Here is a 7,296-nt window from a genome sequence, read left to right as displayed (position 1 = left end):
GAGGGTTGGGGTGAGGGGAAACAGCAACTCCCCCACGATCGACAGGCAATAAAAAAGGCACAACCGAGGTTGTACCTTTCTTGATCCTGCCTGCCGTCGCTTACTTCACGACACGCAACGCCGGGCGGCCACCACCGCGTGGCGGCGGTGGCGGTTCATCATCGGGGCCGTTATCGTCTTCAACGCTATCCTGAGGATCGCTATCAACCACTGACATCAGGCTGCCCGTTGGGCTGGACACGTCTTCCAGACCTTCGAAAGCGCCCTCGTCTTCGTATTTGGCTTCCGGTTCAAACAGGGTACCAGCCCCATTTTCCCGTGCATAAATCGCCAGTACGGCTGCCATTGGCACCAGCACCTGACGAGGTACGCCACCAAAGCGTGCGTTGAAGGTCACTTCATCGTCACCCAATTGCAGATTACCAACGGCACGCGGAGCAATGTTCAGTACAATCTGACCATCGCGTGCAAATTCCATCGGCACCTGCACATCCGGACGCATAACGTCCACGACCAGATGCGGGGTCAGTTGATTATCCAACAGCCAGTCATAGAATGCCCGCAACAGATAAGGACGGCGCGGGGTCATCTGAGACATATCCATGATGCTTAGCCCCGAGTCTGCAGGCGCATTTCGCGCTCGGCTTCGGTTAAGGAGGCCAGGAATGCATCACGCTCGAATACGCGGGTCATGTAGCCTTTCAGTTCTTTGGAGCCAGCACCGCTCAGTTCGATACCCAGTTGCGGCAAACGCCACAGCAGCGGGGCCAGGTAGCAGTCTACCAGGCTGAACTCTTCGCTCATGAAATACGGGGTCTGGCCGAAGATTGGCGCAATCGCCAGCAGCTCTTCGCGCAGTTGACGGCGTGCTGATTCAGCCTCCTGGCCGTTGCTCTGCTCGATTTTGTACATCAGCGTGTACCAGTTTCTCTCGATACGCAGCATCATCAGACGGCTTTCACCACGGGCCACCGGGTACACCGGCATTAATGGCGGGTGAGGGAAACGCTCATCAAGGTATTCCATGATGATACGGGATTCATACAGCGTCAGCTCGCGATCGACCAGCGTCGGTACCGTTTGGTATGGGTTGAGGTCGATCAGATCCTGCGGCAGATTATCGGGTTCTACCTGCTCGATCTCGACGCTGACGCCTTTTTCCGCTAGTACGATACGTACTTGATGGCTAAAGATGTCGGTCGGGCCAGAGAACAGCGTCATTACCGAACGTTTGTTGGCAGCGACAGCCATGAAAACCTCCAAGTTATCTAGAAAATACGGCGAATAGCCAAAATACCCATCACTACGCGAGCCATTGCGTTGTTGCCACCTGGCTGCGACGTGAAATGATTGGGTAAATCAGGCTGCTATCCTGAATAATCGTGACCGCAAGCCCGCAGCTCACAGATAAACCTTAGGTCTGGAAAACGGCCTCGGAGGTAGACTGACAGCACTGCACGGCGAACAGGCGCAAAAGTGGGTGATAGTTTACCAGATTTTGACTGTTTTGTGGGGGCCATGCGTGGATTTATCACTTAACCCACGGATTTTGATGAAGTTTAAGCTGATTATAGGCATAAAAAAACCCGCCGAAGAGGCGGGTTTTTCGCGTAAATCGCACTGCCGAAGCAGTAAAAATTAACGCTTGGAGAACTGCGGACGGCGACGTGCTTTACGCAGACCGACTTTCTTACGCTCAACTTTACGCGCGTCACGAGTGACGAAGCCAGCTTTACGCAGTTCAGCACGCAGAGTCTCGTCGTACTCCATCAGTGCACGGGTGATACCGTGACGGATAGCGCCAGCTTGACCAGAGATGCCACCACCTTTAACGGTGATGTACAGATCCAGTTTACCAACCATGTCGACCAGTTCCAGCGGTTGACGAACTACCATGCGGGCAGTTTCGCGACCGAAGTACTGTTCCAGGGTGCGCTGGTTAATAACGATGTTACCACTGCCCGGCTTGATAAAAACGCGAGCGGCGGAGCTTTTGCGGCGACCAGTGCCGTAGTATTGATTTTCAGCCATTGCCTATAATCCCGATTAGATGTCAAGAACTTGCGGTTGCTGTGCCGCGTGAGTGTGCTCGGTGCCCGCGTAAACTTTCAGTTTACGGAACATTGCACGACCCAACGGACCCTTTGGCAGCATGCCTTTAACCGCGATTTCAATCACGCGCTCAGGACGGCGGGCAATCATCTCTTCAAAGGTCGCTTGCTTGATACCACCGATGTGGCCGGTGTGGTGGTAATACACTTTGTCTGTACGCTTGTTGCCGGTTACAGCAACTTTTTCTGCGTTCAGAACGATGATGTAGTCACCGGTATCAACGTGCGGGGTGTATTCCGCTTTATGCTTGCCGCGCAGACGACGAGCCAGTTCAGTAGCGAGACGGCCTAAAGTTTTACCGTCTGCATCAACAACGTACCAGTCACGTTTTACGGTTTCTGGTTTAGCTGTAAAAGTTTTCATTAGAAAGCTTACCCAATAATTTAGTTACACGTAGGTGTTCACCCAACGCTCGAAAACAGTTGAGGCTCACACGACCATACAAGTCCAGCAAACCTACCCCTTCGAATAGCCATTGCCGGCACTATACAAAGTTTTGGGAAAAAAACTCTGTTGTAACGTGGGGTCGCAAGATTATAGAGAAGTCGCTCACAAAGGTCGACCTGTTTTTGCCTGTAAAAAGTATTTAGCGCGGGGGGACGGTTTGACTGCGGTAACCGGGGATGGAAATGGGCCTGGAAGCCAGGCCCGAACGCCCTTTACGGCAGATGAGGCAGCTTCAGATACTCCTCGCTCTGCATCTCTTGCAGGCGGGATAGGCAACGCTGAAACTCGAACTTCAGCTGTTCGCCCTGGTAGATCTCGAACATTGAGGCTTCGGCGGCGATCACCAGCTTGACGTGACGCTCGTAGAATTCGTCCACCAGCGCCAGGAAACGCCGGGCGGTGTTTTCCTTCAGCGGCCCCATAATGCGCACGTTATACAGCATCACGCTGTGATAAAGGCGTGACAGGGCGATGTAGTCCAGTTGGCTGCGCGGCTCTTCACACAGGGTATGAAAATCGATCGCCAATACCCCTTCCACAGCGCGCAAGGTGGGCATTGGCCGATGATTGATTTGCAGCACCGGTGCCTCTTCCCCGGAGTGGCCCGCCAGCTTGAGGAAGATGTGATCCATCGTGTCCTGCGTTTGCTGATTGAGCGGGGTCAGATACAGATGGGCCTGCGTTAGGGTGCGCAACCGGTAATCGATGCCCGCATCCACGTTCATCACGTCGCAATACTCGTTGATCAAATCGATCGCCGGTAGGAAGCGTGCGCGTTGCAGCCCGTTGCGATACAGGTTGTCCGGTATGATATTGGAAGTGGCCACCAACGTAATACCGCGAGCGAACAGCGCCTGCAACAACGTTGCCAGCAACATGGCATCGGTGATGTCGGAGACAAAGAACTCGTCAAAGCACAGCACGTCCGTTTGCGCCTTGAAACCGTCGGCGACGATCTCCAGCGGGTTTTCCTGCCCTTGCAGCTCCGTCAGCTCTTCATGCACCCGCAGCATAAAGCGGTGAAAGTGCAGCCGCAGTTTGCGATCGCCCGGCAGGCTGTGGAAAAACAGATCCATCAGCCAGGTCTTGCCCCGGCCAACGCCGCCCCACATATACAGCCCCTGCACCGGCCGCTGGGTGGTGGTTTCCTCATCCTTGCCTAACCAACGGCTAAGCAGATTACGGCGCTTGCCAGCGTTAGTAGAAGCCGGTAGCTGCTGCAACGCCTGATAGATCTGATCCAACTGCGTGACGGCCTGGCGTTGAACCGCATCGGCCTGATATTCCCCCGCATCCAGCGCCTGCTGGTAGCGTGATAACGGTGACTGTGCCTGCATGTATTCGCAATCCCTAACAACGCTGAGAATTTATTTATCCACTTTTCGCGGCGGATGGCAGCCGCTTCGCACCCTGATCGCCACATTTATCGGCGTCGCGCCCCAATAAACCCTCTGAAAATGGCGGGTATTGGCTTATCAGGATTCCACTCGGACAAGGTTAACGGTTATAGTGGATATTATTAAGTGAAAAATCCCTGCGGAACAACGAAGTCACAATAGGAGTCATCATGACCTGGGAGTATGCGCTGATTGGTTTGGTGGTCGGTATCGTAATCGGTGCGGTAGCGATGCGTTTTGGTAACAGTAAACTGCGTCAGCAACAGGCGCTGCAAAACGAACTGGATAAGAGCAAAACCGAGCTGGAAGAATATCGTCAGGAGCTGGTGGGCCATTTCGCCCGCAGTGCCGAGCTGTTGGATAACATGGCGCGCGACTATCGCCAGCTGTATCAACATATGGCGAAAAGCTCCAATAACCTGCTGCCGGATCTGCCGATGCAGGACAACCCGTTCCGCTACCGTCTGTCCGAATCGGAAGCGGATAACGATCAGGCTCCAGTGGAAATGCCTCGTGACTATTCCGAAGGGGCATCTGGCCTGCTGCGCGGCGCACCACGCAGTAATTAATTCCCCGCTATACTGACCCGTGGGGCTCTCCCACGGGTTGTTCACTTCGTTCGCCCCCGTTCCCCGCCCTGCACTGTGCTTAACCCTGGCGATCAAGTGAACTTTTCGCGTAAATTCATTGTCCTAGACTTCACAAGGATATTGCCGTGGCAGTATCGTAAAAAATTTCACCGACAGGTTTTGAGAGAGCTATCACCAATGAAGAAAAGAACTTTAATTCTTAATGTATTAGCAATGAGTATTAGCCTGGCGTTTGCCTCCGTTCCGGCTGCCAATGCAGCCATGCCTGCCGCTGTGGCGGGCCAGACCTTGCCAAGCCTGGCACCAATGCTGGAAAAAGTGCTGCCCGCCGTAGTAAGCGTGCGTGTTGAAGGCACCCAGGTACAGCGCCAGCCGCAGCTGCCCGAGCAGTTTAAATTCTTCTTTGGCCCGAACATGCCTGCACCGAAAGAAAGCTCACGCCCGTTTGAAGGGTTGGGTTCCGGTGTGATTATCGACGCGGAAAAGGGTTACATCCTTACCAACAACCACGTGATCAATAACGCCGACAAGATCAGCGTACAGCTCAATGATGGCCGCGAATATGACGCCAAGCTGATTGGCCGCGACGAGCAGTCCGACATTGCCCTGATCCAGGTCACGGATGTCAAAAATCTGACGGCGGTAAAAATCGCGGACTCCGACAAGCTGCGCGTGGGTGACTTTGCCGTGGCCGTTGGTAACCCGTTCGGCCTTGGCCAGACGGCGACTTCCGGGATCATCTCAGCACTGGGCCGTAGCGGCCTGAGCCTGGAAGGGCTGGAAAACTTCATCCAGACCGATGCCTCCATCAACCGTGGCAACTCCGGCGGCGCGCTGGTGAACCTGGACGGTGAACTGATCGGTATCAACACCGCGATCCTGGCACCGGGCGGTGGCAACATCGGCATCGGCTTTGCGATCCCAAGCAACATGGCACAAAGCCTGAGCAAGCAGCTGATTGAGTTTGGTGAAGTGAAACGCGGCCTGCTGGGCATCAAAGGCAGCGAAATGACCGCCGATATGGCGAAAGCATTCAATACGGACGCCCAACGCGGGGCCTTTGTCAGCGAAGTGATGCCAAAATCGGCCGCCGCCAAAGCCGGTATCAAAGCCGGTGACATTCTGGTTTCACTGGACGGTAAGCCGATCAGCAGCTTTGCCGAACTACGTGCCAAAGTAGGCACCACCGCACCGGGTACCACCGTTAAAGTGGGCTTGCTGCGTGAAGGTAAGCCAATGGATGTCTCCGTCACTCTGGATAACAGCGAAAGCGTCACCACCAACGCCGAAACCCTGTCGCCTGCGTTGCAAGGTGCCGCGCTCACCAACGGTGCGCTGCCAAACGGCGATAAAGGCGTGAAGATCGACAAGGTGGATAAAGGCACCCCTGCGGCGCAGTTTGGCCTGCAGAAAGGAGATGTGATTATCGGCGTCAACCGTCAGCGGGTTGAGAACATCACCGCACTGCGCAAACTGCTGGAGGCAAAACCTCCGGTGATGGCGCTGAACATCGTACGCGGCGACGAAAACATTTATCTGTTACTGCGTTAATTTGTTGCGAAACCGGGCGCGGCAGCATACTGCGCCCGGTTAACTCGTGCTATCCTCCATCCATCTTTCCTTATACTAACTAAAACTCCATGTTTGCTAAGCTCTTGCGTTCTATTGTTATTGGTTTGGTGGTCGCCGGTATCCTGCTGGCCGCCCTGCCCATGTTGCGTTCCGCCAATAACATATTCGCCAGCAAATCCGAGAATACCAGCGATCAAACGCCGGTCAGCTTTAATACCGGCGTACGCCGGGCTGCCCCTGCCGTGGTCAACATCTACAACCGTAATATCAGTGGCGCGACCAACGTGCTCTCTCTGGGTTCCGGGGTGATCATGAACGATCGCGGCTATATCATTACCAACCGCCACGTAATCAAAGACGCCCAGCAGATCACCGCCGTATTGCAAGATGGCCGCCGCTACGAGGCGTTACTGGTCGGCTCCGATAGCCTGACCGACCTGGCCGTGCTGAAAATCGATCCGGGCAATCTACCGGTGATCCCAATCAATACCGCACGTCCTGCCCGCATCGGTGATGTGGCGCTGGCGATCGGCAACCCGTACAACCTTGGGCAGACCGTGACCCAGGGCATTATCAGTGCCACCGGGCGTATCAGCCTGAGCACCACCGGGCGACAAACCTTCCTGCAAACCGATGCCTCGATCAACCGGGGTAACTCCGGCGGTGCGTTGGTCAACTCCCTGGGTGAGCTGATGGGTATCAACACGCTGACCTATGACAAGATCACCGATGGAGAAACGCCAGAGGGGTTAGGCTTTGCCATCCCGGTAGAGCTGGCAACCAAGATCATGGATAAGCTGATCCGTGATGGCCGTGTGATCCGCGGCTACTTTGGCATCCAGGGTAAAGAGATTATTCCGGTGCGTACCTCTGCGACCGGCATCGATCGCCTGCAAGGGATCATTGTTACTGAGATCACCCCTAACGGCCCGGCTGCCAATGCAGGGTTCCATATTAATGACATCATCATTAACGTCGATAACAAACCGGCGGTGTCGGTATTGGAGACGATGGATCAGGTGGCGGAGATCCGCCCTGGGACGCAGATCCCGGTGGTAGTGCTGCGCGATGGGCAACGCATTACGCTGCATATGGCGGTGGGTGAGTTCCCGGAAGATAATAGCTAGGTAATAAAAAGCCCGGCAAGCCGGGCTTCATTCGCAGTAACAGGCCAAACC

At 54.9% G+C, this 7,296-nt stretch carries 8 protein-coding genes; 3 read left to right on the top strand and 5 right to left on the bottom strand.

Translation table 11 applies throughout. The features are described 5' to 3' along the window. Nucleotides 1–100: 100 nt before the first annotated feature. From sspB to zapE, 5 genes are all read right to left on the bottom strand, one after another. Nucleotides 101–604 carry a ClpXP protease specificity-enhancing factor gene (gene sspB, locus U869_RS0102150; RefSeq protein ID WP_037409077.1) on the bottom strand — a complete coding sequence of 168 codons (504 nt, stop codon included), beginning with the start codon at nt 602–604 and terminating at the stop codon, nt 101–103. 5 nt (nt 605–609) lie between these two features. Continuing rightward, nucleotides 610–1,251, bottom strand: coding sequence for a stringent starvation protein SspA (gene sspA, locus U869_RS0102145; RefSeq protein WP_024483694.1), 642 nt, complete (start codon nt 1,249–1,251; stop codon nt 610–612). 387 nt (nt 1,252–1,638) lie between these two features. Then, nucleotides 1,639–2,031: a 30S ribosomal protein S9 gene (gene rpsI, locus U869_RS0102140; RefSeq protein ID WP_025122661.1), complete on the bottom strand. Its 393-nt coding sequence runs from the start codon at nt 2,029–2,031 to the stop codon at nt 1,639–1,641. A 15-nt stretch (nt 2,032–2,046) separates the two neighbouring features. Further along, nucleotides 2,047–2,475 carry a 50S ribosomal protein L13 gene (rplM, locus tag U869_RS0102135; protein ID WP_021180678.1) on the bottom strand — a complete coding sequence of 143 codons (429 nt, stop codon included), beginning with the start codon at nt 2,473–2,475 and terminating at the stop codon, nt 2,047–2,049. Nucleotides 2,476–2,771: 296 nt separating this feature from the next. Further along, the gene (gene zapE, locus U869_RS0102130; protein ID WP_025122662.1) at nt 2,772–3,896 is read right to left on the bottom strand and encodes a cell division protein ZapE; all 1,125 of its coding nucleotides are present in this window, start codon (nt 3,894–3,896) and stop codon (nt 2,772–2,774) included. Nucleotides 3,897–4,126: 230 nt separating this feature from the next. On the opposite strand from zapE, the gene zapG reads away from it, so the two are divergent. From zapG to degS, 3 genes are all read left to right on the top strand, one after another. Further along, entirely contained in the window at nt 4,127–4,525 is a 399-nt protein-coding gene (gene zapG, locus U869_RS0102125; RefSeq protein WP_025122663.1) for a Z-ring associated protein ZapG, read from the top strand. Nucleotides 4,526–4,723: 198 nt separating this feature from the next. Continuing rightward, nucleotides 4,724–6,097 (top strand): serine endoprotease DegQ, encoded by a 1,374-nt coding sequence (degQ, locus tag U869_RS0102120; RefSeq protein ID WP_025122664.1) that lies wholly within the window; start codon nt 4,724–4,726, stop codon nt 6,095–6,097. Nucleotides 6,098–6,186: 89 nt separating this feature from the next. After that, nucleotides 6,187–7,245: an outer membrane-stress sensor serine endopeptidase DegS gene (gene degS / locus U869_RS0102115; RefSeq protein WP_025122665.1), complete on the top strand. Its 1,059-nt coding sequence runs from the start codon at nt 6,187–6,189 to the stop codon at nt 7,243–7,245. Nucleotides 7,246–7,296: the final 51 nt, after the last annotated feature.

It is taken from the genome of Serratia sp. H1w, from assembly GCF_000633355.1.
Classification (GTDB): Bacteria; Pseudomonadota; Gammaproteobacteria; order Enterobacterales; family Enterobacteriaceae; genus Chania.
Note: the sequence above shows the minus strand (reverse complement) of the source record. Positions and strands in the feature narration are given on the sequence as shown.